This window comes from Bradyrhizobium sp. SPXBL-04, assembly GCF_051853035.1.
GTDB lineage: Bacteria > Pseudomonadota > Alphaproteobacteria > Rhizobiales > Xanthobacteraceae > Bradyrhizobium > Bradyrhizobium zhanjiangense.
The window spans coordinates 7,861,928-7,888,082 of the sequence record NZ_CP182472.1 but is presented as its reverse complement, the minus strand read 5'-3'; the positions used below and the strand labels follow the sequence as shown (position 1 = coordinate 7,888,082).

General features: G+C 64.5%; 27 protein-coding genes. 17 read left to right on the top strand and 10 right to left on the bottom strand.

The features are described 5' to 3' along the window. The first annotated feature begins 1 nt into the window (after position 1). The 12 genes from urtD (at position 2) to ACNJX8_RS37555 (ending at position 9,858) form a co-directional block, all read left to right on the top strand. Complete coding sequence (urtD, locus tag ACNJX8_RS37610; RefSeq protein WP_128936629.1) at positions 2 to 763, top strand: urea ABC transporter ATP-binding protein UrtD; 762 nt, start codon at positions 2 to 4, stop codon at positions 761 to 763. 3 nt (positions 764 to 766) lie between these two features. Further along, on the top strand, positions 767 to 1,462 hold the full coding sequence (urtE, locus tag ACNJX8_RS37605; RefSeq protein ID WP_128936628.1) for an urea ABC transporter ATP-binding subunit UrtE: 696 nt from the start codon (positions 767 to 769) through the stop codon (positions 1,460 to 1,462). A gap of 31 nt (positions 1,463 to 1,493) precedes the next feature. Further along, the gene (locus ACNJX8_RS37600) at positions 1,494 to 2,324 is read left to right on the top strand and encodes an urease accessory protein UreD (protein ID WP_439358747.1); all 831 of its coding nucleotides are present in this window, start codon (positions 1,494 to 1,496) and stop codon (positions 2,322 to 2,324) included. Between the two features lie 24 nt (positions 2,325 to 2,348). Then, positions 2,349 to 2,651: an urease subunit gamma gene (locus ACNJX8_RS37595; RefSeq protein WP_027553946.1), complete on the top strand. Its 303-nt coding sequence runs from the start codon at positions 2,349 to 2,351 to the stop codon at positions 2,649 to 2,651. An 11-nt stretch (positions 2,652 to 2,662) separates the two neighbouring features. Then, on the top strand, positions 2,663 to 2,968 hold the full coding sequence (locus ACNJX8_RS37590; RefSeq protein ID WP_035708642.1) for an urease subunit beta: 306 nt from the start codon (positions 2,663 to 2,665) through the stop codon (positions 2,966 to 2,968). Positions 2,969 to 3,025: 57 nt separating this feature from the next. Further along, positions 3,026 to 3,565 carry an HD domain-containing protein gene (locus ACNJX8_RS37585; protein ID WP_439358746.1) on the top strand — a complete coding sequence of 180 codons (540 nt, stop codon included), beginning with the start codon at positions 3,026 to 3,028 and terminating at the stop codon, positions 3,563 to 3,565. A gap of 34 nt (positions 3,566 to 3,599) precedes the next feature. After that, positions 3,600 to 5,315, top strand: a complete 1,716-nt coding sequence (gene ureC, locus ACNJX8_RS37580; RefSeq protein ID WP_439358745.1) for an urease subunit alpha — start codon at positions 3,600 to 3,602, stop codon at positions 5,313 to 5,315. A 128-nt stretch (positions 5,316 to 5,443) separates the two neighbouring features. Further along, the gene (locus tag ACNJX8_RS37575; protein ID WP_027553941.1) at positions 5,444 to 5,743 is read left to right on the top strand and encodes a putative quinol monooxygenase; all 300 of its coding nucleotides are present in this window, start codon (positions 5,444 to 5,446) and stop codon (positions 5,741 to 5,743) included. A gap of 12 nt (positions 5,744 to 5,755) precedes the next feature. Continuing rightward, entirely contained in the window at positions 5,756 to 6,385 is a 630-nt protein-coding gene (locus ACNJX8_RS37570; RefSeq protein WP_439358744.1) for an urease accessory protein UreE, read from the top strand. Then, the gene (locus ACNJX8_RS37565) at positions 6,366 to 7,094 is read left to right on the top strand and encodes an urease accessory protein UreF (RefSeq protein ID WP_439362033.1); all 729 of its coding nucleotides are present in this window, start codon (positions 6,366 to 6,368) and stop codon (positions 7,092 to 7,094) included. Before ACNJX8_RS37570 ends, ACNJX8_RS37565 begins: the two co-directional genes overlap by 20 nt. A 164-nt stretch (positions 7,095 to 7,258) precedes the next feature. Then, complete coding sequence (ureG, locus tag ACNJX8_RS37560) at positions 7,259 to 7,882, top strand: urease accessory protein UreG (protein ID WP_128936621.1); 624 nt, start codon at positions 7,259 to 7,261, stop codon at positions 7,880 to 7,882. Positions 7,883 to 8,199: 317 nt separating this feature from the next. Then, entirely contained in the window at positions 8,200 to 9,858 is a 1,659-nt protein-coding gene (locus ACNJX8_RS37555) for a CHASE domain-containing protein (RefSeq protein WP_128936620.1), read from the top strand. Positions 9,859 to 9,865: 7 nt separating this feature from the next. Here ACNJX8_RS37555 and ACNJX8_RS37550 read toward each other — a convergent pair whose 3' ends face one another. The 5 genes from ACNJX8_RS37550 to ACNJX8_RS37530 all read right to left on the bottom strand — a co-directional run bounded on the left by ACNJX8_RS37550 (position 9,866) and on the right by ACNJX8_RS37530 (position 14,100). Continuing rightward, positions 9,866 to 10,480: a TetR/AcrR family transcriptional regulator gene (locus ACNJX8_RS37550; RefSeq protein WP_128936619.1), complete on the bottom strand. Its 615-nt coding sequence runs from the start codon at positions 10,478 to 10,480 to the stop codon at positions 9,866 to 9,868. Between the two features lie 180 nt (positions 10,481 to 10,660). Then, entirely contained in the window at positions 10,661 to 11,803 is a 1,143-nt protein-coding gene (locus ACNJX8_RS37545; protein WP_128937619.1) for an OpgC domain-containing protein, read from the bottom strand. Between the two features lie 187 nt (positions 11,804 to 11,990). Next, positions 11,991 to 12,446: a hypothetical protein gene (locus ACNJX8_RS37540; RefSeq protein WP_249758237.1), complete on the bottom strand. Its 456-nt coding sequence runs from the start codon at positions 12,444 to 12,446 to the stop codon at positions 11,991 to 11,993. 91 nt (positions 12,447 to 12,537) lie between these two features. Further along, the gene (locus tag ACNJX8_RS37535) at positions 12,538 to 12,909 is read right to left on the bottom strand and encodes a DUF883 family protein (RefSeq protein WP_091882036.1); all 372 of its coding nucleotides are present in this window, start codon (positions 12,907 to 12,909) and stop codon (positions 12,538 to 12,540) included. A gap of 78 nt (positions 12,910 to 12,987) precedes the next feature. Continuing rightward, on the bottom strand, positions 12,988 to 14,100 hold the full coding sequence (locus ACNJX8_RS37530; RefSeq protein ID WP_439358743.1) for an AI-2E family transporter: 1,113 nt from the start codon (positions 14,098 to 14,100) through the stop codon (positions 12,988 to 12,990). A gap of 211 nt (positions 14,101 to 14,311) precedes the next feature. Here ACNJX8_RS37530 and ACNJX8_RS37525 point away from each other — a divergent pair, with 211 nt between their 5' ends. Continuing rightward, positions 14,312 to 15,094, top strand: coding sequence for a L,D-transpeptidase (locus tag ACNJX8_RS37525; protein WP_439358742.1), 783 nt, complete (start codon positions 14,312 to 14,314; stop codon positions 15,092 to 15,094). Positions 15,095 to 15,111: 17 nt separating this feature from the next. After that, positions 15,112 to 15,762, top strand: coding sequence for a DUF2865 domain-containing protein (locus ACNJX8_RS37520; protein ID WP_128940048.1), 651 nt, complete (start codon positions 15,112 to 15,114; stop codon positions 15,760 to 15,762). A gap of 224 nt (positions 15,763 to 15,986) precedes the next feature. Here the strand turns inward: ACNJX8_RS37520 and ACNJX8_RS37515 are convergent, their stop codons facing one another. Next, positions 15,987 to 18,080: a methyl-accepting chemotaxis protein gene (locus tag ACNJX8_RS37515; RefSeq protein WP_439358741.1), complete on the bottom strand. Its 2,094-nt coding sequence runs from the start codon at positions 18,078 to 18,080 to the stop codon at positions 15,987 to 15,989. Positions 18,081 to 18,373: 293 nt separating this feature from the next. Here ACNJX8_RS37515 and ACNJX8_RS37510 point away from each other — a divergent pair, with 293 nt between their 5' ends. Continuing rightward, positions 18,374 to 18,529 (top strand): Thivi_2564 family membrane protein, encoded by a 156-nt coding sequence (locus ACNJX8_RS37510; protein WP_008546817.1) that lies wholly within the window; start codon positions 18,374 to 18,376, stop codon positions 18,527 to 18,529. Between the two features lie 54 nt (positions 18,530 to 18,583). Here the strand turns inward: ACNJX8_RS37510 and ACNJX8_RS37505 are convergent, their stop codons facing one another. The 4 genes from ACNJX8_RS37505 to cysD form a co-directional block, all read right to left on the bottom strand. Then, on the bottom strand, positions 18,584 to 18,784 hold the full coding sequence (locus tag ACNJX8_RS37505; RefSeq protein ID WP_164934719.1) for a CsbD family protein: 201 nt from the start codon (positions 18,782 to 18,784) through the stop codon (positions 18,584 to 18,586). A gap of 77 nt (positions 18,785 to 18,861) precedes the next feature. After that, positions 18,862 to 21,027, bottom strand: a complete 2,166-nt coding sequence (locus tag ACNJX8_RS37500; protein WP_439358740.1) for a malate synthase G — start codon at positions 21,025 to 21,027, stop codon at positions 18,862 to 18,864. A gap of 403 nt (positions 21,028 to 21,430) precedes the next feature. Then, positions 21,431 to 23,347: an adenylyl-sulfate kinase gene (cysC, locus tag ACNJX8_RS37495; protein ID WP_439358739.1), complete on the bottom strand. Its 1,917-nt coding sequence runs from the start codon at positions 23,345 to 23,347 to the stop codon at positions 21,431 to 21,433. 22 nt (positions 23,348 to 23,369) lie between these two features. Then, positions 23,370 to 24,164, bottom strand: a complete 795-nt coding sequence (cysD, locus tag ACNJX8_RS37490) for a sulfate adenylyltransferase subunit CysD (RefSeq protein ID WP_091882044.1) — start codon at positions 24,162 to 24,164, stop codon at positions 23,370 to 23,372. Positions 24,165 to 24,408: 244 nt separating this feature from the next. On the opposite strand from cysD, the gene cysG reads away from it, so the two are divergent. Further along, on the top strand, positions 24,409 to 25,833 hold the full coding sequence (gene cysG, locus ACNJX8_RS37485) for a siroheme synthase CysG (RefSeq protein ID WP_439358738.1): 1,425 nt from the start codon (positions 24,409 to 24,411) through the stop codon (positions 25,831 to 25,833). Next, positions 25,830 to 26,147, top strand: coding sequence for a DUF2849 domain-containing protein (locus ACNJX8_RS37480; protein ID WP_439358737.1), 318 nt, complete (start codon positions 25,830 to 25,832; stop codon positions 26,145 to 26,147). Before cysG ends, ACNJX8_RS37480 begins: the two co-directional genes overlap by 4 nt. Positions 26,148 to 26,155: the final 8 nt, after the last annotated feature.

Below are 26,155 nucleotides of genomic sequence, written 5' to 3'. Positions count from 1 at the left end.
GATGAACGTCATGGACACCCGCGCAACCTCCGCAATGCTCTACCTGGACGGCGTGCACGTCTCGTTCGACGGCTTCCACGCCATCAACAATTTGTCGCTGACGCTCGAGCCCGGCGAGATGCGCGCCATCATCGGTCCGAACGGCGCCGGCAAGACCACGATGATGGACATCATCACCGGCAAGACCAAGCCGGACGAGGGCACCGTGCTGTTCGACGGCGTCACCGATCTGACGCGGCTCGACGAGACCCGCATCGCCGAGCTCGGCATCGGCCGCAAGTTCCAGAAGCCGACCGTGTTCGAGAGCCAGAGCGTGCAGGACAATCTCCTGCTCGCGCTCAACGTCGATCATTCGGTTCGCGGCACGCTGTTCTGGCGCGGCAGCAAGGCGGAATCCGAGCGCATCGACAAGGTGCTGGAGACGATCCGCCTCACCGAGGCCCGCAACCGCCTCGCCGGCAGCCTCAGCCACGGTCAGAAGCAGTGGCTCGAGATCGGCATGCTGCTGGCGCAGGATCCGAAGCTGCTCCTCGTCGACGAGCCGGTCGCAGGGATGACCGACGTCGAGACGCATCTCACCGCCGAGCTGCTCAAAGAGATCAACAAGACCCACACCGTGATGGTCGTTGAGCACGACATGACCTTTGTGCGCGAGCTCGGCGTCAAGGTCACCTGCCTGCATGAAGGCACCGTGCTGGCGGAAGGCACCATCGACCAGGTCTCGTCGAACGAGCGGGTCATCGAAGTCTATCTGGGACGCTGAGCGATGCTTGAGGTCAAGGACATCAACCTGTTCTACGGCGCTGCCCAAGCGCTGCGCGGCGTCTCGATCTCGGCCGAGCCGGGCAAGGTGACTTGCGTGCTCGGGCGCAACGGCGTCGGCAAGACCTCGCTGTTGCGCGCCATGGTCGGGCAATATCCGATCTCCTCGGGCGCGATCGTGCTCGACGGCAGCGACATCACGGGCCTGAAGCCCTATGAGCGGGCGCGCAAAGGCATCGGCTTCGTGCCGCAGGGCCGCGAGATCTTTCCGCTGCTCACGGTCGAGGAGAACCTCAAGACCGGCTTCGGCCCGCTCAGGCGCGAGGACAAGCACATTCCGGACGACGTATTCTCGCTCTTCCCCGTGCTGCAATCCATGCTCGGCCGGCGCGGTGGCGACCTCTCCGGCGGCCAGCAGCAGCAGCTCGCGATTGGGCGCGCGCTGGTGATGCGACCAAAGCTGCTGCTGCTCGACGAGCCGACCGAGGGCATCCAGCCCTCGATCATCAAGGACATCGGCCGCGCCATCTCTTACTTGCGCAACCTAGGCAACATCGCGATCGTCCTGGTCGAACAATATCTCGACTTTGCCTGCGAACTCGGCGACAGTTTCGCGGTGATGGATCGCGGCGCGGTGAAGTTCACCTGCGACCGCTCCAATCTCGACGCGAGCGAAATCAGCCGCCAGATGGCGCTGTAAGCCATTCTGCCGCGACCGGCTGGGGAGGCGGATGCGCAGCGACGTTTCGGTCACAGCAACGGTTTTCGAGGCCAACCGCGCCCGCGGCGCGGTACGCTTCGACGTCCATGCACGCGATGGCATGACGCGGCGCGGGACCTTGCATGAATCCGGCTCCCTGCGCGTGCGCTTTCCCTCGCCGGAAGGCGAGGGGCTCTCCGGCGTGTTCGTCAACACGGCCGGAGGTGTCGCCGGCGGCGATCGCTTCGACATTGACATCACAGCCGCTGACGCTGCGCGGCTGACGCTGACGACGGCGGCCGCAGAAAAGGTCTATCGTGCGCAGGGCAAGGCGGCCGAGCTCAATATCGCGCTGAGGGTCGGCGCAGGTGCGCATCTGTCCTGGCTGCCGCAGGAAACGATCCTGTTCGACCGGGCTCGAGTTCATCGACGCTTCGACATCGCGCTCGATGAGGCAGCTTCGCTCCTGCTCTGCGAGATCGTGGTGTTCGGTCGCACCGCCATGGGCGAGCGGATGGAGCAGGGCGAGTTCGTCGACCGTTGGCGGCTCTCTCGCGGCGGCGGGCTGGTGTTCGCCGAAACCGTCAGGCTGGATGGTCATATCGGTGAAAAATTGGCGCGATCCGCCGTGGCCAAGAGTGGCGCCGCGATCGGCACGGCCCTGATCGTGCCTGGCGACGAGGCGTTGGTCGAGCGCATTCGCGAGGCCTCGGAATCGTTCGCCGGCGAGGTCGGGATATCCGCCTGGAATGGCTTTGCAATGGCGCGGTTCTGTGCCCAAGATGCGGCGCGTTTGCGCGCCGACATGATGGCCGTGCTGGCGCGCACCGGCGCGGCCCTGCCGCGGCTCTGGCTGAATTGACGTGTTGAACGGAAGAGATGTCGCATGAATCTGTCTCCCCGCGAAAAGGACAAGCTTCTGATCTCGATGGCGGCCATCGTGGCGCGCCGTCGGCTGGACCGCGGCGTCAAGCTCAACCATCCCGAGGCGGTCGCGATCATCTCCGACTTCATCCTCGAAGGCGCGCGCGACGGCCGCACCGTCGCCGAGCTGATGCAATCCGGCGCGCAGGTGCTGACCCGCGACCAAGTGATGCCCGGCATCCCCGAGATGATCCACGACATCCAGGTCGAGGCGACCTTTCCGGACGGCACCAAGCTCGTCACCGTGCACGAGCCGATCAGGTAGGAGCGAGAAGCATGATCCCCGGCGAACTCTTCATTCAGGACGGCGAGATCGAGCTCAATGCCGGCCGCAAGACCGTGACGCTGACGGTTGCCAACACCGGCGACCGCCCGATCCAGGTCGGCTCGCACTACCATTTCTTCGAGACCAACCCGGCGCTGAAGTTTGACCGCAAGAAGTCCCGCGGCATGCGCCTCGACATCGCCGCCGGGACCGCCGTCCGCTTCGAGCCCGGCCAGACCCGTGACGTCCAGCTCGTCGCCATGGCCGGCAAGAAGACCATTTATGGCTTCCGCGGCGACGTGATGGGGAAGCTGTGATCTCCGAAGGAACGAGCCTGGTGCGGCACGGTTGAGGCGAAAACGGAGGTCTTTGCCATGCTGACACCGATCCGCCTTGTCTCCGAAGCTGCCGAGCTCGCTGCGCATCGCCACAACGGCATGGCGCGCAAGGGGCGCGGCAACGAGCCTTATATCAATCATCTCGCCGAGGTCGCGAACCTGCTGGCGACCGCGACCGAGGGTGCCGATGCCGAGCTGGTCGCGGCCGGCTGGCTGCATGACGTGATCGAGGACACCGACACCACGCGCGAGGAGCTGGCGCAGAGATTTTCCGCGCGTGTCGCTTCCCTCATCGCGGAATGCACCGACGACATGAGCCTGCCAAAGGCCGAGCGGCGGCAGCTTCAGGTGCTCGAAGCGCCGAAGAAATCCCCCGGCGCAAAACTGATCAAGATCGCCGACAAGATCAGCAATACAGAGGCGCGCATTCAAACCGACCCGAGCGCCGAGGAGCGGGACGATCTCGCCGATTACATCGGATGGGCCACGCAGGTCGTTGCAGGCTGCCGCGGCGGCAATGCGTGGCTCGACGAGAAATTCGATGATGCCGTGAAAGCAGCGAGATCCTTGCTGTGACTGACCAGATATTCAAACGCAATCGGGGCTTGTGATGTCCGTCAAGATCAAACGTTCCGTCTATGCCGACATGTTCGGCCCGACCACCGGCGACAAGGTGCGGCTGGCCGACACCGACCTCATCATCGAGGTCGAGAAGGATTTCACCACCTACGGCGAGGAGGTGAAGTTCGGCGGCGGCAAGGTGATCCGCGACGGCATGGGGCAGTCGCAGGTCACCAACCGGCAGGGCGCGGCCGACACCGTCATCACCAATGCGCTGATCGTCGACCATTGGGGCATCGTGAAAGCCGACGTCGCGATCAAGGACGGCATGATCTCCGCGATCGGCAAGGCCGGCAATCCCGATATCCAGCCCGGCGTCACCATCGTCATCGGCCCCGGCACAGATGTTATCGCAGGCGAAGGCAAGATCCTCACCGCCGGCGGCTTCGACAGCCACATCCATTTCATCTGCCCGCAGCAGATCGAGCACGCGCTGATGAGCGGCGTCACCTCGATGCTCGGGGGCGGCACCGGTCCCTCGCACGGCACCTTCGCCACCACCTGCACGCCGGGGCCGTGGCACATCGCGCGGATGATCCAGTCGTTCGACGCGTTCCCGGTCAATCTCGGCATCTCCGGCAAGGGCAACGCCTCGCGGCCCGCCGCGCTGGTCGAGATGATCAGAGCCGGCGCCTGCGCACTGAAGCTGCACGAGGATTGGGGCACGACGCCGGCGGCAATCGACAACTGCCTGTCGGTCGCCGACGATCACGATATCCAGGTGATGATCCACACCGACACGCTGAACGAATCCGGCTTCGTCGAGGATACAATCAAGGCGTTCAAGGGCCGCACCATCCATGCCTTCCACACCGAAGGCGCCGGCGGGGGTCATGCGCCTGACATCATCAAGGTCGCCGGCCTGAAGAACGTGCTGCCGTCCTCGACCAATCCGACGCGGCCGTTTACGCGCAACACCATCGACGAGCATCTCGACATGCTGATGGTGTGCCACCACCTCGATCCCTCGATCGCGGAAGACCTGGCTTTCGCGGAAAGTCGCATCCGGAAAGAAACCATCGCCGCCGAGGACATTCTGCACGATCTCGGCGCGCTCTCGATGATGTCCTCGGACTCGCAGGCCATGGGCCGTCTCGGCGAGGTCATCATCCGGACCTGGCAGACCGCCGACAAGATGAAGAAGCAGCGCGGGTCGCTGCCGCAGGACAGAGGCAAGGACAACGACAATTTCCGCGTCAAGCGCTACATCGCCAAATACACCATCAATCCCGCGATCGCCCATGGCGTGTCGAAACTGATCGGCTCGGTCGAGAAGGGCAAGCTCGCTGATCTCGTGCTGTGGTCGCCGGCCTTCTTCGGCGTCAAGCCGGACTGCATCGTCAAGGGCGGCAGCATCGTCGCGGCGCCCATGGGCGATCCCAACGCCTCGATCCCGACGCCGCAGCCGGTGCACTACCAGCCGATGTTCGGCGCCTTCGGCAAGGCGCGGACGGCGTCCTCGGTGGTGTTCACCTCGAAGGCCGCGGTCACCGGCGGTCTTGCGCGAAAACTCGGCATCGACAAGAAGCTCTATGCCGTCCAGAACACCCGCGGCAAGATCTCCAAGAAGAGCATGATCCACAACGACGCCACGCCCAATATCGAGGTCGATGCGGAGACCTATGAGGTCCGCGCCGACGGCGAGCTGCTGACCTGCGCCCCCGCCGAGGTGCTGCCGATGGCGCAGCGATATTTCATGTACTGAAATAGCACCTCAACGTATGTCCCCGGATCAAGTCCGGAGACGGCTTTTCCGCTGTTGCGTTCGATCCGGCCTGGTCTAATGTCCGGCCCGGTATCGTACCCTGAGAAGAAAAGCCGGGAGGATTTCTCGTGATCTATGTCGTTGCCACCTTGACCATCAAGCCCGAAACGCGCGCCGAATTCATTGCAGCCGCCACCGCCTGCATCAAGGAGACGCGGAAGGAGCCCGGCAATATCGCCTACGATTTGCACGAGAGCGTCACCGATCCCAGCAAGATGGTATTCGTCGAGCAATGGGAGAATGCCGAGGCGCTGGTGCCGCACCGCGCCATGGAGCACATGAAGACGTTCGGCCGCGTCGCGGTGAAGTGCTTCACGGCGCCGCCGAAGATCGAGGTGATCACGCCCGAGAAGGTCGAGACACGGTAACGAGGTAAACGCATGATCCGGGCGACGCAGGTCAAGGGGCAGCACCGCTTCACGGAACCCCCCGCGGATACGGTCGTGCTCGATTTCGACGATCGACACCGCCGCCGCATGGCGATGACGGGGACGCGCGGGCTCGAATTCCTGCTCGACCTGGAGCACGCCGTCGCGCTGCGCGGCGGTGACGCGCTGGTGCTGGAGGACGGCCGGCTGGTGGAGGTGGTGGCGGCGCCCGAGCCGCTGCTGGAGATCCGCGGTCGCGATCCGCACCATCTCATCCGCGTCGCCTGGCATCTCGGCAATCGCCATCTGCCGACGCAGATCATGGCCAAAGCCTTGCGCATCCGCCGCGACCACGTCATCGAAGCCATGGTGAAGGGTCTTGGCGCCCGCGTGATCGAGATCGAGGCGCCGTTCGATCCCGAGGGCGGCGCCTACGCCGATGCCGGCCACGCGCATGGGCACGACGATCATGCGCATCACGATCACGGCCATCACGATCACCATGATCATCACGGTCATGATCACCACCATCATGGCCATGCCGCGCATGACCATGATCACGATCATCACCATCATCACGACGAGCATTGCGACCACCCCGACCATCACCACGGCCACAAGCATGCTCATGAGCACAAATGAGCCGGTCAGCCCCGCTGACCTCGCCAGGCGCGAGGCGGCGGCGCTGTACCGGTTGATGACCTGGCTGTCGCCGGCATTCCCTGTCGGCGGGTTCTCCTATTCCAGCGGCATCGAATGGGCGGTCGAGGCGGGCGATATCACGGACACCGCGACGCTGGCGGACTGGCTCGACGCGATGCTCGGCGACGGCTCGGGCCTTTGCGATGCGACGTTCCTGGTCCATGCCTATCGCGCCGCGGAAGCGGGCGAGACCACCACTTTGAATGATATCGCCGAGCTGGCCGCCGCCTTCGTGCCGTCGCGCGAACGACAGCTGGAAACGACCTCGCAGGGCCGTGCCTTCATCGACATCGCCCGCGCTGCGTGGGATGCCGATGGCCTGGATGCCATGGTTGCGGCATGCCGTACGCCCCTGGTCTATCCCGTCGCGGTCGGCGTGGTCGCCGCGATGCACGGGGTGCCGCTGGCGCCGACACTCCACGCCTTCTTGCATGCGCTGGTCTCGAACTGGATTTCCGCGGCCAGCCGTCTCGTTCCGCTCGGCCAGACCGACAGCCAGCGTGTGCTGGTGAGGCTGGAAGCCGCCGCCGCCGCGACCGCCAATCGTGCGCTGAATGCGACATTGGACGATCTCGGCAGCGCGACCTTCCGCGCCGATCTCGCCAGCCTGCGGCACGAGACACAATATACGCGGCTGTTCCGATCGTGAGCTTGCTGCGCCACATTCAGCCGTCGTCCCGGCGCAGGCCGGGACCCATAACCACGAATCTTCGTGGAGATGGAGGGATGCGGCCACAGCCCGCCCTATCAACCGGGTTCGGTGGCTATGGGTCCCGGCCTGCGCCGGGACGACGTTAGGAAAGAGCGAGCGACATGTCGAAATCTCACGGACCCTTGCGCGTCGGTGTCGGCGGCCCGGTCGGATCGGGCAAGACCGCGCTGATGGACCTGCTCTGCAAGACCATGCGCGAGCGCTATGACATCGCCGCGATCACCAACGACATCTACACCAAATGGGATGCGGAATACCTCGTGCGTTCGGGCTCGCTGACGCCGGACCGCATCGCGGGGGTCGAGACCGGCGGCTGCCCGCACACCGCGATTCGCGAGGACGCCTCGATGAATCTCGCGGCGGTGGCGGACATGCGCGCGAAATTCCCGGACCTCGATCTCGTGCTGATCGAGTCCGGTGGCGACAATCTGGCTGCCACTTTTTCCCCGGAGCTGGCCGACCTCACCATCTACGTGATCGACGTTGCCGCCGGCGACAAGATCCCGTCCAAGGGTGGCCCGGGGATCACCCGGTCAGACCTTCTTGTCATCAACAAGATCGACCTGGCACCGCATGTCGGAGCCTCCCTGGAAAAGATGGAGACGGATGCCAAGCGCATGCGCGGCCAGCGTCCCTTCGTCATGACCAACCTGAAGAAGAGCCAGGGTCTCGATCGCATCGTCGGCTTCATCGAGACCAAGGGTGGCTTAAAACGGGACGCTTAAAACGCCGGGGCCCGACGGACGCGACGACTTAGCGCAGGCGTTTTTGCCCCAATACCCCGGGGCAGGGCCGCAACCGCGGAACAAATTTCGGACACGGCGATTAACTACCTCTTGGCCCCCAAGGGGCAAATCCATGCCGGCCGGACCATCGGCCGGACGGATTAAGCTTTTCAGCCGACCTACGTTGCGTACTGATGCCTCCTCCTCCATTATCTCCGCCACTGGGGGTTCACCCTGTTTCGGCACATGGCCGTTCGAGCGGCATTCATATGCTCCGTGTTTATTGCCGACCTCCTGCATTCGCCTGAGTAGTCGAAGTGGTCCGGCTGGGTTTCATCATTGGCTTCATCGCTCTGCTCGGAGCCTTGCTCTCCGGGCTTGCGGCCTATCGCGTTCACGATCAGGAGCTGGCGCTGGACCGGATCGCGCTCGCGCGTGCGATCGACGTTCACGCAAGCCTGGTCCAGGATCGCCTCACCGAGCGGGAGCTGCTCGCGCGTGTCGCCTCCGGCCTGTTCCGTGCGCCATCCGTGATCAAGCCGAGCATGCTGGAGCCGCTGCGCTCGGCCATCTACGCCTTCAAGACCGACTTCGTGGTGGCCGGCTGGATTGCCCGGTTGAAGCCGAACGAGCTTACGGCGGCGCAGGCTGCCATTGCCGGCGCCGGCTTCCCCAATCCGCGGATCCGCATGTTTGACGACAAGCCGATCAATTCCGCCGATGTCACCCAGCCGATCGACGTGCTGATGGACCTCGAGCCGCGCAGCAACGAGACCAAGGCACTGCCTGGCCGCAGCTACGATCAGGATCCGGTTCGCAGCGCCATGCTGACGCGTGCCCGGGTCGAGAAGCGGTCGATCGCCTCAGACCCGATTCCGCTGCTCCGCGGCAACGGCCCAATCGGCGTCATCGTGGCCGCGCCCGTCATTCCCGAAGGTGCAACGGAGCCGGCCGGGTTCGTCACATTTTCCTACGAGCTTGCTTCGCTGATGTTGACCAATGACGACATGTCGTTGTTCTCGGTCGCGCTCAGGGATCCGCGCAGGGACGGCGGCGAGCTCGTTGCCAATGACCAGGGCGTGGTCTCCACGCGTATGACGGCGGCGGACGGACTGGCGCCGTCGGCCATGCGCACGGTGAGCTTCGGTGGCCGTGACTGGCAGCTCGCCTATTACGCGAAGACCAATTCGGCGCGTCGCGCCGAGCAGACCGCCATCATCGTCGCGGCGATCGGCCTCGCCATCACCGCGATGGTGTGCGGCCTGTTCGGCTATGTCGCCTACAACAATCTGCGGCTCAGCCGGGAAATCCAGGTGCGGATCGGCTTCGAGCGTCGGCTCACCGCTGTCATCGACGAGCTCAACCACCGGGTCAAGAACATCCTGGCGGTGATCCAGTCGATCGTGACACGCACGCTGCGCCACGGCTCGGATATCGACGTCGCGCGCGAGCTGCTGATCGGCCGCATCCACGCCATGTCGAACGTGGTCTCGCTGCTCAGCGAGAGCCAGTGGCAGGGTGTCAAGCTGAAGGGCCTGTTCGAAGCGCGCGCCATCCCGCATGCCGATCGCATCGCCGTCACCGGTCCCGACATCGCGGTCAGCGCGCGCGCGGCGCAGAGCCTGTCGCTGCTGTTCTTCGAGCTCGCCTCGCATTCCGACGAAGGCCTGTCGCTGGTCGGCAAGCATCCGCACATCACGGCCAATTGGACGGTGACGGGCGAGGAGCCCGACGAGATTTTCAATTTCCGCTGGGAGGAGTTCAACACCAGCGAGGCGACGCGCCGCCCGGATTCCGATTTCGGCCTGATCCTGCTCGACCGCGTCGCGCCCGAGGCGCTCGGCGGCACCGCCAAGCGCTACTTCACCGACGTCTCCTACGTCTACGAGCTCATCGCGCCGATGGAGACGGTGGTCGACATGACCGAGCGCGATCGTACCGACAAGATTTCGGCCCCGGTCAGGCCCGTGCGGTGATGCGAGGTCAGCCCTTCGGTCGCAGCACCAAATCGACCAGATTGCGCGCGTAAGCCGGCGTGATCGGTGCGATGCCGAAGACATAGCGGTAGAACAGGCCGCCATAGATTGCGTCGTAGAGATCCTCGGGCAGTCCCTCGGCCAGGATGCTGCCGTCCTTCTGGCCCGCCGCGATCATCTCGACCAGCGCGTCGCGGCGGAACTGCAGATAGCGGGCGTAGAACAGCTCGGCGGAGCCGGTCCTCGAAATACATTCGGAGATCACGGCGAGCTGCACCTTGCCGAACTCGCCCTGGAGCGCCTCGGCATAGGCCGCGGCATGGCGGCGTGCACGCGCCGCGGGCGTTCCGGAGCTCACCGGCGGCAGCGGCAGCATCTGCGCGGCGTGGTGGAGAAAGGCGTCGATCAGAAGCGCCTCGCGGGACGGCCACCATTTGTAGATCGTCATCTTGGAGACGCTGGAGTGCCGCGCGACCGCGTCGATGGTGGTGGCGGCAAGGCCGGTGGTGGCCATCAGCGCATAGGCGCTTTCGAGAATGGCGTTGGTGGTCTCGATCGATCGCGGCCGGCCGCGCCGGGGCGCGCCGTCGGCCTCATCACCCTCGCTGTTCGCCGTCACCACGTCCGGTCTCCTTGCAACCCGCTTCTGCTCCGCATAGCGCAGCCGCGGCCGCCGGCCTAGAGCATGATCCGGAAAAGTGTGTAGCGGTTTTCCGAAAAGATCATGCTCAAACAATAACCTAAAGTGCGATGACGATTCATCCTGATCTCACTCGCTTTAGTGGAATCGGATGCGCACCCGCTAGGCCTGTTGCCGCAAGGCGGCGGGCAGGTCCTGCCACTTCGACCAGGCGATGTAATAGGCGACCGCGGTCATCGCGGCGAAGCCGGCGAGGCTCACGACGACCTGCATCACCACCATATTGGGCCCGGTGATCAGGATGAGATGACCTGCAAAGGACAGGAATACGCCGACGCAGAACACGGCGAGCCATTCCTCGCCGCACCTGATGACCGCCTGTAGCGGCTTCAATTGCAGGCCGGGATGATCGGCCGGAATGAGATGGGTCGCGAGGAAGGCGAGCGCAAGGAAGTGAAGCACGCGATAAGGCGCGAGGTTTTCCTTGTCGGTCGGCGCGATGCCGTTGAGGAGGACGTCCGGCAGATAAGCGGCAAGCGCCGGTGAATGGCGCATCAGGGTGACGGCCATCGCGAAGACGAGATAGGTCCCGGCGAGGATCCGCAGCCAGGGCATGCCGCGCAGCGCCCGCCCGGGCGCGCCCGTCACAGCGAACCAGCCGCCCAGCACCATCAGCATCTGCCAGCAGAGCGGATTGAAGGTCCACTCCTGGTCCGGATAGACCCGGAAATTCCAGTCGAACCAGCGTGCGGCAAGGTACAGCGCGACCGATGCCGCGAGCGTCACGTTCGGCCGCCGCAACAGGCCCCACAGCACAAGCGGAAAGAAGGCCATCAGCGGGACCATCAATTGCAGGAGGTCGAGGTTCAGCGGCTCCTCCTGGAGCACGAGACCGCGGATCAGGATGCGCAGCGGATGCTCGAGAATCCCCGAGATGTTGTATTCGTGGATGATTTCCGGTGCCATCGATTGCGAGGCGACATAGGCGATGGCGTCGATATAGATGACGAACAGGACGACGTAGGCGGCGTAGAGCCGCCAGACGCGTCGAAAGATGCGCGTCGCCGCGACGACGTAGCCGCGCTCCAGCGCCATCCGGCCGTGGATGATGGCGACGCCATAACCGGCCACGAACACGAACAAATCCGCGGCGCCGCTGAAGCCGAAGTTTCGCAGCGTCAGCAGGTTGACGACGTTGTTCGGGATGTGATCGACGAAAACCGACCAGTTGGCGATGCCGAGTGTCAAATACAGTCTGGCGTCGGGTTGAAATGCGGCGAGGTTCGCCTTGACGGACGGTTTCATCACGAAAAAACTTTTGGAATCAGGGGCGACGCTTTTAGCGGCAACCGCCTGCCCATCCGAGTAGCGTTTGCGTGATGGCGGGGGCATTCGTGCCGGATGGCGCAAAATTGCGTGGGACCGCCCGGACCGATTTGCGATAGATGGGGTCGGAGGACTTACGACGAAATTTTCTAACCCGCTCTGACCATTATTCGGCAGGTTCGGCCGACGCCTCGTCTGCTGCGCCAGCACGGCTCGCCATGATTCCGAGTGCGACCCCACCGATCGCGAGTATCGGCAACAGCCGCTTCACACCGATGGCACGCACGATCTGAAGTCCCGTAGCGAGCAGCATGGGGTCCGCAAGCATGCTCTGTGCCATCGACTTCGCGGCGCGCTCGGCCGCGATCTGGGCGCGCTTCTGCACCTCGCGCTTGTAGCCCCAATAGCTGCCGGCAGCGGTGAGCGTCAGCAGGAAGAAGATGCCGGCCCCCGCGAGGCAGGCCTGAACCGGGCCATATTTCTCCAGGACCGAAATGAAGGCCGCGGCGCAGAGGAAGCACGTGGTGATGAAGAGCGCGAATGCCGTGCCTGCGGCCAGCGAGGTCAGTCGCACAGTGGTGCCGGTGGATGCACTGATCCCATCGATGATGCGCTGAAACATGGCCTTGCTCCTCAAATCCCCCACAAGCCGAACCGCCACACGCCGGCAACGGGCGCGGCAGCGCCGCCGTCTCGAGATCCGTTCCGCAAACCTACCGCCGCCAGGCGGCGCCGATCAGGAAGCCGATGCCGAGGGCGAGCCCGACGGTCGCGAGCGGCCGCTGCGTGATGGCCTCTTCCAGCGTCTCCTCGATCGAACCGTAGGCGTCTTGCGCAGCCTCCATCATCGCGCTGCCGCGGTCGGACATGTCGTCCATCGCGGAATCCATGTTCTCGCGCGCCTGGCGATAGCCGCGGCGAGCCTGCCTGCTGGTGGAATTGGCGAAGGTATTGAGCGCGTCGGTGATCTGTTCGGTGAGGGCGGCGATATCGCTTTTCACGGCTGCTACATCCTTCTCGAGGCGTTCCCTGGTGGCTTTGTCGGTCCAGTCCTTCATCCCGGCTTCGGCATTGGTCGTGGACATCGGGAGCTCCAAACTGTTGACGGCTGAGATAGCCGGAGAACGTTTCGTGGTCGGGGAAGTTCCGTTCACGGAAACCGCTCAGGCCTGCGGCAACTGCGGCGAATCCGCCGGCAACAGATGCTCCTTGAGGATCAGGCCAACGATCAGGAACGGCGACGCCAGGAATGCGCCCATCGGGCCCCACATCCAGGTCCAGAATGCCAGCGCGAGCAGGACCGCAAGCGCATTCAGCGCCAAGCGCCGGCCGATGATGGTCGGGGTGATGAAGTGCCCTTCCAGGAAGGTGAGGCCGCCGAAGGCGAGCGCCGCCATCAGCGCGCCGCTGATGGTCGGGAAGGCGACCAGCCCCACCATGACCAGTACGGCGAACATCGCGATCGGCCCGATGATCGGAATGAAGTTGAGCGTTGCCGCAAGTGCGCCCAGGCCGGCCGGATTGGGCATGCCAGTGAGCGCGCAGATGAGGCCGGTGGCGACACCGACACCGATATTGATGACGGTGACGGTCAGGAGGTAGTTGCCGAGATGGACCTCGATCTCGTTGAGAATACGCAGTGTACGCAGCCGCGCGTCGTGATTGCTGAAGTTCATGATCATCGCCCGCCGCAGGTCGCGCCAGCTTGCGATGAACAGAATGAGGGTGACGAAGAACAGCAGAAATTCAGTAAAGGTCGGCGACAGAAATTCCAGCGTCGGCTGCACCCACTCGATCTTCGGCAACTGGAAGCTGGGGAATTCCTCCGAGCCGCCGACCATGGCTTGCAGCTCGCGCCACAGCGCCAATGGCCGGTCGAACACGTGCAGCTTGTCCTTCAGTTGCGCGCCGAGCTCCGGCAGGTGCGTGCTCCATTCCATCACAGGCGAGGCGATCAGCGCGACCGCGAACGCGACCACTGCCGTCCCCGCGATAACGATCAGGACGGCACCGAGCGCGCGCGGCACCTTGCATCGCTCGAGGAAGCTCGCCGCCGGCGACAGCATGGTGCCGATGACGAAGGCCATCACCACGGGCAGGAAGAACGCTTTTCCGACATAGAGCACGGTGACGACCGCAATCAGCAGGAGGCCTGCGAGTGCGAAAGCGACGAACTCGGTGCGGCGGATGACCGGTGGCAGCTCACTATGGCTGTCGGGAAGCGGTTCACCGTCGCTGTTGCCGGGAATCAGACGTTCGCTGGGAAGGACGCGCACAATATCTCTCCCGCACGCGCAACTCGCGATCCGCGCGCCCATCGACGATCCGACAACGTGCTGGCTGAGCAAGGGTTCCGTCGCGGCTTCGTGAAGACGCGCTCGCTTGACTGTGACGTCGCTGCCGCAGAGTTCGGCGGAACCTGAGTCGGCCCGGTCGCGTTTGTTGGCGACAGCATCACCCAGATGCACACATCCAACGGGGCAGCTCATGACAAGGTTCTCTCTCGTCCGCCGCTTCTCACCGCGCGCCGTCACTGCGTTTGCCTTCGCAAGCGCACTGCTCATCATGCCCTTTGGCGGCGCGCGTGCGCAAACCCTCGGCTTCGTGCCGATGCAGCCGCAGTCGTATCCACAGGACCAGAGCTATTCACAGGCTTATGGAAGCGAGGCACCGCAAGCCGCAGACGAGGACGCCCGGCTGCCCGATCGGCTGCGCAGGCAGATCGTCAGCTTCGACAGGAGCGAGCCGGCCGGCACCATCGTCATCGATACCAACAACACCTATCTCTACTACGTGCTCGGCCAGGGACGCGCGATCCGCTATGGCGTTGGTGTCGGCCGCGAGGGCTTTACCTGGGCGGGCGTTCAGAGCATCAGCCGCAAGGCCGAGTGGCCGGACTGGCATCCGCCGGCCAAAATGATCGCGCGCCAACCCTATCTGCCGCGCTTCGTGGCGGGCGGTCCGGGTAACCCGCTCGGTGCCCGTGCGATGTATCTCGGCTCGAGCGAATACCGCATCCACGGCACCAACGATCCCAGCACCATCGGCAAGTTCGTCTCGTCCGGCTGCATCCGCTTGACCAATGAGGACGTCATCGACCTGTTCGGCCGCGTCAATGTCGGGACGAAGGTCGTGGTGCTGCCAAAGAACGCGCCGCTGATGGCCAAGGGAAGCGACAAGGGAGGCGATTCCGTGCGCAAGCACCCGGCCATGACGACGCTGCCCTCGGGCCACCAGGCGCTGAACATCTCGGCGTCGTCGGTGAACTGAGAGTTGAGTGAGGCTACATGAAAAGACGTTCGTTCGGTAAACTGGTCGGTGGTGCGGCGGCCTTGTTCACCGTCACCGCCCTCGGCCTCGCGTTGACGCCGTCGGCGCATGCGGAGGATTTCTTCTCGGCGCTGTTCGGCGCGTTCGGCGCACGGCCTCCCCAGATCCGGACGCCGTTCCCAAACGATGACATGCCCCGCTACGACATGCCGCGCCAGCGAGCCGCCTATGGTGGCGGCGCCGCCTATTGCGTGCGCGGATGCGATGGCCGCTATTTTCCGGCGCAAGGAACGGATGCCGAAAGCAAGGCGCAGTCCTGCAAGAGCTTCTGCCCGGCGTCCGAAACCTCGCTGGTCTATGGCAGCAACATCGACGATGCCACGACGGAGAACGGAAAGTCCTATTCCGATCTGCCGAACGCCTTCCGCTATCGCAACGAGATCGTCGCGGGCTGCACCTGCAACGGCAAGGATCCGGTCGGGCTCGCCCAGGTCAAGGTCGAGGACGATCCCACCTTGCGCAAGGGCGACATCGTCGCGGGCGCTGGCGGCCTCGTGGTCGCAACTCGCAACGCAAACGACCGCCGCGGCGTCGCGATGAATTTCTCGCCGCTGCCGGAATCCGTCCGCGCCAGATTCCGTCAGGTGCCGGTGGTGGCGAAGGAGTAGGGGGCGAGTGAGCGACGGCTGGTGCTTCAATCTCCGCCGTCGTCCCGGACAAGCGCGCCCAAAGCGCGCGCCGATCCGGGACCCATAACCACAAGATTGGGTTTGGCGAAGATTCGTGGTTGTCGGCTCGCGCCAAACCACTCCCTCCCGGCCCCCCGCGCGCAACTGCGCACTCGGCCAGGACGACACGGAAGATGTGGCGCCAGTCCCGACTCCAATCAGCCCTACGCCGCCCGGATCTTGCCCAGGAAATCGCTGACCTGCTGACCGAGTTGGCGGCTCTGCGTCTCGAGCGTCTCGGAGGCCTGCTTGACGTTCTCGGCGGCACCGGCCGCGGTGTCGGCATCGGCCTTCACGCCAGTGATGTTGTCCGAGACGTTCTTGGTGCTCTGCGCCGCATATTGCGTGCTGCGGGTGATCTCCTGGGTCGCTGCACCCTGTTCCTGCACGGCGGCGGCGATGGCGGTGGCGACCTCGTTCACTTCGCCGATTATGCCACCGATGGCCTGGATCGCATTGATGGCATCGCCCGCGACCTTCTGGATGTCGGCGATCTGCTCGGAGATTTCCTCCGTTGCCTTCGCGGTCTGGCTCGCCAGTGACTTCACCTCGGACGCCACCACGGCAAATCCGCGCCCCGCTTCGCCGGCACGGGCGGCCTCGATCGTGGCATTGAGCGCGAGCAAATTGGTCTGCGCCGCGATGGTGTTGATCAGCCCGACCACCTCGCCGATGCGCCCCGCCGACTGCGCCAGCCCTTGCACCGTGCTGTCGGTTTCGCGCGCTTGGTTGACGGCGCGACTGGCGATGCCTGCGGCATGTGCGGCCTGCTGGCTGATGTCATTGATTGAAGCGGAGAGCTCCTCGGCCGCTGCCGCGACGCTCTCCACACTCGTAGAGGCATCGTTCGAGGACTTGCCGGCGACCTCGACGCGTTCATTGGTCTGGCGCGATACCGCCGACAGATCGCCCGAGGTCTTGCGCATCTCGCCGGACGCCTCGCTCAACTCGCCCAGCGATTTGCGCACCACGCCCTCGAACTCGCCGACATAGGCCTCCATCGCACGCTGACGTGCGGCGGCGCCGGCGTTACGTTCGCGCTCCTGCGCCTCGATCTTGAGCTTGTCGATCGCCTGCTGCTTGAAGGTTTCGAGCGCGCCGGCAAGCGAGCCGATCTCGTCCTGGCGGTCGAGATAGCCGGGATCGACGGTGAGGTCGCCGCCGGCGACCTTGAGCATCGCGTCGCGGATCCGGTGCAGCGGCGTGATCACGCGGCGGCTGACCGCCAGCATGGCCGCGCCCGTGAACAGAATCGCGGCAATCAGCAGCACAAGCTGGGTCAGCAGCGATTGCAGCGCCTGCGCGCGCTGGCTGGTGGAATGGTCCCTGGCGACGCCAAGCGCGGTATCGGCGAGCTTGATCGCGCTCGCCATCCGGCCGACCGAGTAGGGGCTCCACTGATTGGCAGTCATCGACGCCTTCTCGCCCTTGGCGATTGCGGCGATGATGCCGTCGCGCGTGGCGAGATATTGCGGGTCGAAATAGAACGATTTGGTTTCCGCCATGGCCGCAGCCAGCGCCGGCGGCAATTGCATGCCCGATGCGGCGAGCTCGGTCGCGCTCCAGGCCGTCTCGGTGCCGCCGATCCATTTGGTGAAAGCGAGCTGGACCTCGGGCGAGATCTTGCCGCTGTTGAGCGCGTTGCCGACGATCAGCGAGGATTCACCCGCGTTGACGCGCAACAGCCAGGCCATCTGCTTGATCATCAGCAGTTGATCGATCATTGCGTCCTGATGATTGACGCTCGCGGCCAGCACGGGCGACAGCTTTTCGAGGATGGCCATCAGCCCGTCCTCGCTCTCGAGATACTCTTTGACAAGCGCCGCGCGACGCGATGCTCTGGGCTTGGCGACCTCAGTCCAGAACTCAGCCTGCTGCGCCAGCAGCGCCTTGTTCAGCCGGTCGAGATCGGCAACCACCGTCCTACCCAGAGGCAAGTCGATCGAGGGTAAAATCTCGATCGCACGTGCCAGGGCGGGCATCAGCTCGTCGCGGATGCCGCGGATGTATGTCTCGATTTCCTTGTCCATCTGGATATCGGAGATCAGCTGACGGCTGCTGGTCGAGCGGTCGGAGCGGATGTTCGCCATCGCCTTGAACACATCGGCGGAGGCCGCTGCTACCGCGACGATCCGGTTGGCCTGCTGAAGCCGGATCCACGAATTCCATGCGCTGATCGAGGAGCCGATTACGACGACGAGTGCGGTGGACAGGATCACCGCTTTCAGCAACGTGGATACGGTCAGGCGGTTGAGCATCGGATCCCCCCGGTACGCGTTTCGAAGTTCGTGGCCCCCAACGGCAGCCCCCTTACGAACTTCGAACGACCAAAGGGATGCGCGCAGCAAAGGCGCCGGCCGGTTGGCAGGCGCCTGAAGCGCATTTGGCCTCAAAAGGGTAAAAACTTAGACAGTGATGCTGCCGTAAAATTACGGGGGCCTTTGCTGCGTCGGGCAAATACCTGAGATTGCAAAGGGTTGCAGAGGCGGAACCCGCGCGCCTTACAGGCGTTAGGACGAGGCAGCCATTTGCCTGAAGGGGGGTCCTAGCGATGCTGGTCGGCGTACTCGTCACCTTTCTCGTCGTTATTCTCGTACTTTATCTCATCAACATGCTGCCGATGGACGGCCGCGCCAAGCAGATCGCGCGCGTGATCGTCATCATCATCGGCATCGTGTCGCTCCTGAAATATCTTGCGGTGTTCTAGCGGACCCATCCAAACAAAAAGCCCCGGCCTGGGCCGGGGCTTTTTCGTGCTGCCTCAATGCAGCGACTTGAGCCAGTCGTCGACGTCCTGACGAACCTGGTCCTTGGCCTTGCCGTAACGTTCCTGGAGCCGGCCCTCGAGCTGCTCGCGACGCCCCTCGATCAATCGGAGGTCGTCGTCAGTGAGCTTGCCCCATTTCTCCTTGGCCGAACCCTTGAACTGCTTCCAGTTTCCTTCGATGCGATTCCAGTCCATGACCATCTCCATCGCGTTGATGGCCTACAACGCAAGCGGCGCGCAGCCGTTCCGCTGCGCGCCGCGACGTTTCGCCCTTAACCCGCTGCCTTCGCCTCGCGGCGGCGGGCGGTGAGGATGTATTCGGTGTAACCGTTCGGCTGCTCGCGGCCCTTGAAGATGAGGTCGCAGGCCGCCTTGAAGGCGACGCCGTCGAAGGCGGGCGCCATCGGCTTGTAGATCGGATCGCCCGCGTTCTGTTTGTCGACGACCACGGCCATGCGCTTGAGCGATTCCATCACCTGCGCTTCGGTGATGACGCCCTGGTGCAGCCAGTTGGCGAGATGCTGGCTGGAGATGCGTAAAGTAGCGCGGTCTTCCATCAGACCGACATCGTGGATGTCGGGCACCTTCGAGCAGCCGACGCCCTGGTCGATCCAGCGCACGACATAGCCGAGGATGCCCTGGCAATTGTTGTCGATCTCCTGCCTGACGTCGTCAGGCGCCCAGTTCGACTTCGACACCGGGATGGTGAGAATGTCTGCGAGCTTTGCGCGCGGACCGCCCTTGGTCAGCTCCTCTTGGCGCGCGATGACGTTGACCTGGTGGTAGTGCAGCGCGTGCAGCGTCGCGGCGGTCGGCGAGGGCACCCAGGCGGTGGTGGCGCCGGCCTGCGGATGGCTAAGCTTCTGCGCCAGCATGTCCGCCATCTTGTCGGGCGCGGCCCACATGCCCTTGCCGATCTGGGCATGGCCGGGCAGGCCGTCGATCAGGCCCATGTCGACGTTCCAGTCCTCATAGGCCTTGATCCAGGCCTGCGCCTTCATCTCGTTCTTGCGGATCATCGGACCTGCTTCCATCGAGGTGTGGATCTCGTCGCCGGTGCGGTCGAGGAAGCCGGTGTTGATGAACATGATGCGCTTGGAGGCGCGCTGGATGCAGGCCTTGAGGTTGACGGTGGTGCGCCGCTCCTCGTCCATGATGCCGACCTTGAGCGTGTTCTCTGGCAAGCCCAGCATCTTCTCGACGCGGTCGAAGATCTCGCAGGTCAGCGACACCTCGTCGGGGCCATGCATCTTCGGCTTGACGATATAGGCAGATCCCGTGCGGCTGTTCTTGACCTTGGAATTGCCCTTGAGGTCGTGAATGGCGAGCAGGCCCGACACGGCCGCATCGAGCAGGCCTTCCGGAATTTCCTCGCCGGTCTCGTCCAGCACCGCGTCGGTGAACATGTGGTGACCGCAATTGCGCATCAGGAGCAGGCTGCGGCCGTGCAGCTTGAGCTCGCTCTTACCATCCGGCGTCTTGTAGCTGCGGTCGGCGTTCAGCGCGCGCGTCAGCATCTTGCCGCCCTTCTCGAAATCGGCCGACAGCGTGCCGTTCATCAGGCCGAGCGTGTTACGGTAGACCAGCACCTTGTCCTCGGCATCGACTGCGGCGACGGAGTCTTCCATGTCCAGAATGGTCGAGACCGCGGCCTCCATGATCATGTCGGCGACGCCGGCCGGATCGTCCTTACCGATCGCGCTGCTGCGGTCGATCTTGACGTCGATGTGCAGGCCGTTGTTGACGAGCAGCACGGCGGACGGCGCGGCCGCATCGCCCTGGAAGCCTGCGAACTGCGCCGCGTTCTTCAGCGCGGTGGCATTGCCGCTCTTCAGCTTCACCGCGAGCTGGCCCGCGACGACGCTATAGGCGGTAACGTCGGTGTGGCTGCCGGTCGCCAGCGGCACGGCGGTATCGAGGAATGCCTTGGCCTTGGCGATCACCTTGTCGCCGCGCGCCTTGTTGTAGCCCTTGCCGCTCTCGGAAGGATCATGCGGAATGGCGTCGGTGCCGTAGAAGGCGTCGTAGAGCGAGCCCCAGCGCGCATTCGCCGCATTCAGCGCATAGCGCGCATTGGTGAGCGGCACGACGAGCTGCGGGCCGCAGATCTTGCCGATCTCCTCGTCGACATTGGTCGTCTCGACCTTCTGCGTCGCCGGCTCCGGGACGAGATAGCCGATCTCCTTCAGGAAGGCGGTATAGGCGTTGAGGTCGAACGCCTTGCCCTTGTTGGCGCGGTGCCAATCGTCGATCTTGGCCTGCAGCGTGTCGCGGAAAGCGAGCAACGACCGGTTCTTTGGCCCCAGCTCCTTGATGATGGCGGCAAGCCCGGCCCAGAACGCATCCGGCGCGATCCCCGTTTTCGGGGCCGCTTCCTTGGCGATGAAATCGAACAGGACGGGAGCGATCTTCAATCCGTGGGCATCGACGCGTTTCATGATGGGCTTTCTTGTTGGAAATGGCTGCTTTTGGCTGCTTTTGACCCGACAGCAGCAAAATGCGCCCATAGAGGGCGGCTTTCGGAGGCCTATTAGCCCCAAAATCAAGGCCGTGAGAAGACCCCTAGGGGGTTGTCAAAATGTCAAGGAAGGGTGGGGGACCGGTCGGGCCGCGACTTGCGATAGCCGTCGGGTGCTATCCCTCACCGATGTCGTCCCGGCCTAGTGCGCAATCGCGCACCGGGGGCTGGGACCCATTACCCCAGGGAGGAGTTTGGCGAAGATTCGTGATCCGGGACTGCTGTAGAGCCCGATCGATAGATCACGCGGTATGGGTCCCGGCCTTCGCCGGGACGACACCGTTGGTGTGGCGTGGAGTGTGCTCCTTAAGCGGAGCTGTGCCTCAAATATTCGCGGCGAGGTCCACGACTTCGTCGAACAGCACGCCGGTGGTCTTCAGCATGCGCTCGATCTCGTCGGCGGCATCGGCGACGGTCCGTGCCGACGTATCGATCACGAGCTCGGCGGCCTGCGGCGCCTCATAGTCGTTGCCAATGCCGGTGAACGAGGTGAGTGCGCCGGCGCGGGCCTTCTTGTAGTGGCCCTTGGGGTCGCGCTCCTCGCACACGCCTGCAGGCGTCGCGACATGGATTTCGCGGAACGCGGTGTCGGCGATCCGGCGCGCGGTGGCGCGGTCCTCGCGCGCTGGTGAGACCGCGGCGACGATCGCTATGTGGCCGTTGCGGGCGAGGTGCGTCGCGACTTCCGCGAGGCGGCGGATGTTCTCGCTGCGATCAGTGGCGGTGAAGCCGAGATCGCTATTGAGCCCGGCGCGCAGCGTGTCGCCGTCGAGCAGGATCGGCGAGCCGCCATTGGTGAACAGCCGCCGCTCCAGCGCCTTGGCCAGGGTCGACTTGCCGGAGGCGGGCAGACCCGTGAGCCAGACCACGGCACCGTTATGGCGGTAGCGCGCGGAGCGCTCGTCAGGGCGCAGCGCCGATTCCACCGGCACGATGTCGACCGGCACGGCGCGCTGGCCGGCATCGACCGACAGCACCAGGCCCCCGCCGGCGATGCGCCCGGACACCTCGATCACGAGACGTCCGGTGCGCGGATTCTCGGTGTAGGGATCGGTGGCAATCGGGCTCGACAGAGAGATGTCGATCTCGCCGACATGGTTGCGGCCGATCGCCTTGTTCTCGCTGCTTTCGAGCTCGCCGGGATCGACCGCCTTCTCGATCGCCACCACGGTGGCGCGGCTTTCCTTCGGCCCGCAGCGGACCAGGAGCTGATCGCCCTTGGCGAGCGGCTTGTCGTGCAGCCAGAAGATGCGCGCGCGCAGACGGCGCGTCTCGCGCGGTGCGGTGCCGGCATGCGCGATGATGTCGCCGCGCTCGATGAACAATTCGCGGTCGAGCGTGATGCCGACCGAGCGGCCGGCGCCCTGCCGGCCCGCGACCGGTGTCACCGGCCAGCTCTCGACCGTCTTGATCTTGGCGATCTTGCCGGCCGGCATGATCACGATCTCGTCGCCCGCAATCAGGCTGCCGGATTCGATCCGGCCCGCGACGATGCGGCGGTCGTCGAACTTGTAGATCGCCTGCACCGGCAGCCGCAGGGCCAGCGTCTCCAGCGGCCGCGCCGGCTCGAGGGCGTCGAGCGCCTCGACAACCGTCGGGCCCTTGTACCAGCCGATCCGGTCGGTGCGCTCGGCGACGCCGTCGCCATCGCGCGCCGAGATCGGGATCACTGCGGTCGGCTTCACGCCGAGGCCGTTGAGATGCGCGGAAATCTCGTCGCTGATCTCCTTGAAGCGATCGGCGGAGAAGTCGACCCGGTCCATCTTGTTGACGACGATCGCGACCTGCTTCACGCCGAGCAAATGTAGGAGATAGCCATGACGCCTTGTCTGGTCGCGCACGCCTTCGAGCGCGTCGATGATCAGCACCGCGCCGTCGGCCTGCGAGGCGCCGGTGATCATGTTGCGCAGGAATTCGGCGTGGCCGGGTGCATCGATCAGCACGATGTCGCGCGAATTGGTGCGGAAGCGGATCTGCGTGGTGTCGATGGTGATGCCCTGGTCGCGCTCGGTCTGAAGTGCGTCGAGCAGGAACGACCATTCGAACGGCATGCCGCGCCGTGCGCTGACGGCTTTCAGCATGTCGAGCTTGCCGTCGGGCAGGCTGCCGGTCTCGTGCAGGAGGCGGCCGACCAGCGTCGACTTGCCGTGGTCGACATGGCCGACGATGACGATGCGCACTTGCGGACGCGTGGTGCCGTTCGGAGTTGCCGGCGAAGCCGTGGTGACGATCATGTTCATGCGACGCTCGCGTCCTTGGGAATCAGAGATAGCCGGCGACGCGCAGGCGCTCGAAAGCGTCCTCGGTCTCGTGGTCGAGCGCGCGCCCGGCGCGCTCCGGCACCTTGGTCTGTTCGAGCTCGATCAGGATTTCGTCGATGCTGACGGCGGTCGAAGCGACCGGATTGGTGATGTCCTGATCGCCCAGCGAGCGATAGCGCTTGCCGTCCTTGGCGAGATACAGCGGGATGATCGGGATGTTCTCGCGCTTGGTGTAAGCCCAGATGTCGGCCTCGGTCCAATGCAGGATCGGGTGGATGCGCAAATGCGCGCCTTGCGGCGGCGAGGCATTGAAATGATCCCAGAACTCCGGCGGCTGGTCGCGCACGTCCCAATTGCCTTCCAGTCCGCGCGGCGAGAACACGCGCTCCTTGGCGCGCGTTGCCTCCTCATCGCGGCGAATGCCGGCGATCAGGCCGTCAAAGCCATACTTGGCGAGCGCCATCTTGAGGCCTTCGGTCTTGCGCGCGGCGGAACGCGCGGCCGGCGGCAGCGTCGGGTCGACGGCATCGATCGGCGGGCAGGGCTCGACGCGCAAGTCGAGGTCCCACTCTTTGCCGTAATGATCGCGGAAGCGATACATCTCCGAAAACTTCTTGCCGGTGTCGACATGAAGGGCCGGGAACGGCATCTTGCCGAAGAAGGCTTTCCGCGCCAGCCAGATCATCACGTTGGAGTCCTTGCCGAGCGACCACAGCAGGGCAATCTTCTTCAGCCGAGCGAAGGCCTCGCGGAAGATGTAGATGCTCTGCGCCTCGAGCTGGTCGAGATGATCCATGCTTGGGGCAAGCTCGGCAGAAAATTCTTGCGCGCGCACACGCTCAGCCAGTGCCGGATTGCTCAGTCGATCAGCAGCGGAATCGTCCTTGAGAAGATGCATCTCTGCCACTTTGCGTTTGGAGGCGAAAATTCTATAGTTGCAGTGCGGAAGAGAAGAAAAAATTTTCTCTTTGCGCGCTCGAAACGAGACATATATAGAAAATAATTCCAGTCAACCCCGTTTGTGGGGAAGCGGGTATCGCATGCGGTTCTTGCCGGTGTTTCTCGATCTCAAGACCGGTCCGGTGGTTCTCATCGGCGCGGGTGAGCTTTTGCGCGCCAAGCTGCGCGTGCTCACGGCTGCCGGCGCGCGCATCCGCGTGCATGCGATCGATGGCGATCGTGATCTGAGCCTCAGCTCCGAGGACGCCGCACGCGTTGAATTCGCATCTGATGATCCGCTGGCAGCCGATCTCTCGGGCGTCATCGCTGTCGTCTGCGCCGGCGCAGGTGATGTCGGTGTCGCGATGTCGGTTCGCGCCAAGGCACTGGGTCTGCCCGTCAACGTGATGGACGATCTCGAACATTCCAGCTTCATCTTCCCGGCGATCGTCGATCGCGGCGACGTCGTGGTCGCGGTCGGCACCGGCGGCACCTCGCCGGTGGTGGCGCGGCGCGTGCGCGAAAAAATCGAGGCGCTGCTGCCGGCCCGCATCGGCGAGCTCGCCGAATTCATCGGCGGCTTCCGCAAATCCATCAACGAGCGCATCGCCGAATTTCCGCTGCGCCGCCGCTTCTGGGAGCGCGTCATCGACGGGCCGATCGGCGCTGCCGTGCTCGCCGATCGCAAGAACGAAGCGGCTGCGGCGCTCAAGGCTATTGCTGATCCCTCCGCCTTCGCGCACGCCGACAAGCCGGAAGGCTCGGTCGCGCTGGTCGGCGCCGGGCCCGGCGATCCCGATCTCCTCACCATCAAGGCGCTGCGCGCGCTGCAGGATGCCGATATCGTCTTTCACGACGAGCTGGTCTCGCCCGAAATTCTCGACCGCATCCGCCGCGATACCACGCGCGTTGCCGTCGGCCGCCGTGTCGGCAAGCCCGGCATCGGCCAGGATGCCATCAACAAGCGCATGATCGAGGCCGCGCAATCCGGCCAGCGCGTGGTGCGGCTGAAAGGCGGCGATCCCTTCGTGTTCGGCCGCGGCGGCGAAGAGATGGAAGCCTTGCGCGCCGCCGGCATCGCCTATTCGATCATTCCCGGCATCACCGCAGGTATCGGCGGTGCCGCCGATTTCGAAGTGCCGCTCACTTACCGTCATGAAGCAACTCGCATCACCTTCCTCACCGCGCACAAGGCGCGCGATGCGGAAGTCGTCGACTGGTCGACGCTGACCGACACCAAGATGACCGTCGTCGTCTACATGGGCACGACTGCCGCACCCGCCATACGCGCCGGCCTCTTCGCCGCCGGCCGTTCGCCGGAAACCCCGGTCGGCGTGTTCGCCCGCGTCACGCGCCCCGATGCGCAAGGCGCGATCGGCACGCTCCGCGACCTGCCCGAGCTCGTGCGGCGGACCAATGGCGGTCCTGCCATTCTCATCATCGGCGAGGTGGTCCGGCATGCCGGCTCGCTTCGCCGCCAAACTCCCAACCAAATCATCTCTGACCTCCTGGATGCAGCCGAATGACCTCCCCGCTTGAACAGAAGAAGATCAAAATCGCCGGCCCCTCGGTCGTGACCGCCAACCGCACCTGGGACGGCATTGTGGTCTATCGCACCGCCGCCAAGGGCTGGTCCGCGGACCTGTCGGAAGCCGCGATCGTGCGCAACTCCGACGAGGCGAAGGCGTTGCTTGCTGAGTCCGTCGCCGATGACGTCGGCGCGATCGGTCCCTATATCGCGCCGGTGCAGATCGGTGCGGACGGCAAGGTCCAGCCCGGCAATCTGCGTGAACAGATCCGCCGCACCGGCGTCACCATCGGACAGCCGGCCCAGCTTTAAGGCGCTTT

Excerpts from the sequence above, each read along its gene's own strand:
- urtD (WP_128936629.1), top strand. The coding sequence starts at position 2 with ATGAACGTCATGGACACCCGCGCAACCTCCGCAATGCTCTACCTGGAC.
- urtE (WP_128936628.1), top strand. The coding sequence starts at position 767 with ATGCTTGAGGTCAAGGACATCAACCTGTTCTACGGCGCTGCCCAAGCG.
- ACNJX8_RS37600 (WP_439358747.1), top strand. The coding sequence starts at position 1,494 with ATGCGCAGCGACGTTTCGGTCACAGCAACGGTTTTCGAGGCCAACCGC.
- ACNJX8_RS37595 (WP_027553946.1), top strand. The coding sequence starts at position 2,349 with ATGAATCTGTCTCCCCGCGAAAAGGACAAGCTTCTGATCTCGATGGCG.
- ACNJX8_RS37590 (WP_035708642.1), top strand. The coding sequence starts at position 2,663 with ATGATCCCCGGCGAACTCTTCATTCAGGACGGCGAGATCGAGCTCAAT.
- ACNJX8_RS37585 (WP_439358746.1), top strand. The coding sequence starts at position 3,026 with ATGCTGACACCGATCCGCCTTGTCTCCGAAGCTGCCGAGCTCGCTGCG.
- ureC (WP_439358745.1), top strand. The coding sequence starts at position 3,600 with ATGTCCGTCAAGATCAAACGTTCCGTCTATGCCGACATGTTCGGCCCG.
- ACNJX8_RS37570 (WP_439358744.1), top strand. The coding sequence starts at position 5,756 with ATGATCCGGGCGACGCAGGTCAAGGGGCAGCACCGCTTCACGGAACCC.
- ACNJX8_RS37565 (WP_439362033.1), top strand. The coding sequence starts at position 6,366 with ATGCTCATGAGCACAAATGAGCCGGTCAGCCCCGCTGACCTCGCCAGG.
- ureG (WP_128936621.1), top strand. The coding sequence starts at position 7,259 with ATGTCGAAATCTCACGGACCCTTGCGCGTCGGTGTCGGCGGCCCGGTC.
- ACNJX8_RS37545 (WP_128937619.1), bottom strand. The coding sequence starts at position 11,803 with ATGAAACCGTCCGTCAAGGCGAACCTCGCCGCATTTCAACCCGACGCC.
- ACNJX8_RS37540 (WP_249758237.1), bottom strand. The coding sequence starts at position 12,446 with ATGTTTCAGCGCATCATCGATGGGATCAGTGCATCCACCGGCACCACT.
- ACNJX8_RS37535 (WP_091882036.1), bottom strand. The coding sequence starts at position 12,909 with ATGTCCACGACCAATGCCGAAGCCGGGATGAAGGACTGGACCGACAAA.
- ACNJX8_RS37525 (WP_439358742.1), top strand. The coding sequence starts at position 14,312 with ATGACAAGGTTCTCTCTCGTCCGCCGCTTCTCACCGCGCGCCGTCACT.
- ACNJX8_RS37520 (WP_128940048.1), top strand. The coding sequence starts at position 15,112 with ATGAAAAGACGTTCGTTCGGTAAACTGGTCGGTGGTGCGGCGGCCTTG.
- ACNJX8_RS37515 (WP_439358741.1), bottom strand. The coding sequence starts at position 18,080 with ATGCTCAACCGCCTGACCGTATCCACGTTGCTGAAAGCGGTGATCCTG.
- ACNJX8_RS37510 (WP_008546817.1), top strand. The coding sequence starts at position 18,374 with ATGCTGGTCGGCGTACTCGTCACCTTTCTCGTCGTTATTCTCGTACTT.
- ACNJX8_RS37505 (WP_164934719.1), bottom strand. The coding sequence starts at position 18,784 with ATGGACTGGAATCGCATCGAAGGAAACTGGAAGCAGTTCAAGGGTTCG.
- ACNJX8_RS37500 (WP_439358740.1), bottom strand. The coding sequence starts at position 21,027 with ATGAAACGCGTCGATGCCCACGGATTGAAGATCGCTCCCGTCCTGTTC.
- cysC (WP_439358739.1), bottom strand. The coding sequence starts at position 23,347 with ATGAACATGATCGTCACCACGGCTTCGCCGGCAACTCCGAACGGCACC.
- cysD (WP_091882044.1), bottom strand. The coding sequence starts at position 24,164 with ATGGATCATCTCGACCAGCTCGAGGCGCAGAGCATCTACATCTTCCGC.
- cysG (WP_439358738.1), top strand. The coding sequence starts at position 24,409 with ATGCGGTTCTTGCCGGTGTTTCTCGATCTCAAGACCGGTCCGGTGGTT.
- ACNJX8_RS37480 (WP_439358737.1), top strand. The coding sequence starts at position 25,830 with ATGACCTCCCCGCTTGAACAGAAGAAGATCAAAATCGCCGGCCCCTCG.